Below are 1,591 nucleotides of genomic sequence, written 5' to 3'. Positions count from 1 at the left end.
GATAAATATTATGAAACATGAATAACTTACATTCCATCATAAAAGGCCGTCTGAAATCGTTCAGACGGCCTTTGTGTTTATTTGCTGAATTGTTTTTTCACGCTGACTTTGGTTTTTTTCTTGAAGCGGTTTTTCTCTTCCTTGCGGCCTTCGCGTTTCTCGATACGGTTGCTCAGACTGACACGGCGCAGCGGTTTTTTCTTCGGTTTGTCTTCCGCATTTTCATACGGGTTTTCCGAAACATTGTATTGAATTCTGAGCGGCGTGCCTTGCAGATTGAAGGCTTTGCGGAATGTTTGGGTCAGGTAGCGCGTGTAGCTGTCGGAAATGGCGTGCAGCGAATTGCCGTGTACCACAATCACCGGCGGGTTCATGCCGCCTTGGTGGGCATAACGCATTTTCGGACGCACCAAACCTGCTCGTGGCGGCTGTTGACGTTCAATCGCGCTTTGCAGGACACGCGTGATTTTCGGCGTCGGCATCTTAATCATTGCCGCATTGTAGGCAGCCTGAATGCTTTCAAACAAACCGTCTATACCGCGCTCTTTCAACGCGGAAATAAAGTGAAACTTAGCAAAATCAAGGAAATACAGTTTGCGGTTGATATCGCGTTTCACTTGCTCGCGGCGCTCTTCGCTGATGCCGTCCCATTTATTGACCGCCACCACCAAGGCACGGCCTGCTTCCAAAGCAAAACCTGCAATCGTCGCATCTTGGTCGGCGATATCTTGTTGCGCATCCAACACCAAAACAGCAACGTTTGCCGCTTCAACCGCCTGCATGGCTTTGATAACGGAAAACTTTTCCACCGCTTCATCCACTTTGCCGCGACGGCGTACACCTGCGGTATCGATGATGGTAAACGGTTTACCGTCGCGTTCAAAATCGATATGGATACTGTCGCGCGTCGTGCCTGCCATATCAAAGGCAATCACGCGCTCTTCGCCGAGGATGGCGTTTACCAAGGTTGATTTACCGACATTTGGACGGCCGATTACAGCAAAAACAGGATGTTTCGCCTCTTCCTCTTCCTTTTCAGGCTCGGGGAAGGTTTCCAAAATATCCTCAATCAGATAATACACGCCATCGCCGTGCGCACCTGAAATAACATAAGGGTCGCCCAAGGCAAGTTCGTAGAACTCGGCGGCAAGCACGGCCCTATTGCCGCCCTCGCCTTTATTCACGGCCAAATAAACAGGACGCGGACTTTGGCGCAAACGGTCGGCAATGATTTTGTCTTGCGGCGTCAAACCGGTGCGGCCGTCCACCAAAAACACAACTGCATCGGCTTCATCGACAGCCTGCAAGGTTTGTTTTGCCATTTCATGCAAAATGCCGCTGTCCACAACCGGCTCAAAACCGCCGGTATCGATGACCAAATAAGGTTTGCTGCCGACTTTGCCATGACCGTAATGTCGGTCACGCGTCAGGCCGGGTAAGTCATGCACGAGCGCGTCTTTGGTGCGCGTCAAACGGTTGAATAAAGTAGATTTGCCGACATTGGGGCGGCCGACAAGCGCGATGGTTGGTTTCATGATGGAGTCTTTCTGTGTCAAGTGCCGCCTAAAAACGGGAGCGGAACACAAGCAGG

1 protein-coding gene is annotated in these 1,591 nt (G+C 51.0%); it reads right to left on the bottom strand.

Going from position 1 to position 1,591, the window contains the following annotated elements; genetic code table 11:
- Positions 1–77: 77 nt before the first annotated feature.
- Positions 78–1,535, bottom strand: a complete 1,458-nt coding sequence (der, locus tag ACTHUT_RS20070; RefSeq protein WP_036491802.1) for a ribosome biogenesis GTPase Der — start codon at positions 1,533–1,535, stop codon at positions 78–80.
- Between the last annotated feature and the right edge of the window lie 56 nt (positions 1,536–1,591).

The organism is Neisseria sp. P0022.S010 (genome assembly GCF_051956635.1).
The sequence above is the reverse complement of the archived record's forward strand: the minus strand, read 5'-3'. Positions and strand labels throughout refer to the sequence as shown.

Bases quoted from the DNA above. Each gene is read 5' to 3' on its own strand.
- der (WP_036491802.1), bottom strand. From the start codon at position 1,535: ATGAAACCAACCATCGCGCTTGTCGGCCGCCCCAATGTCGGCAAATCT.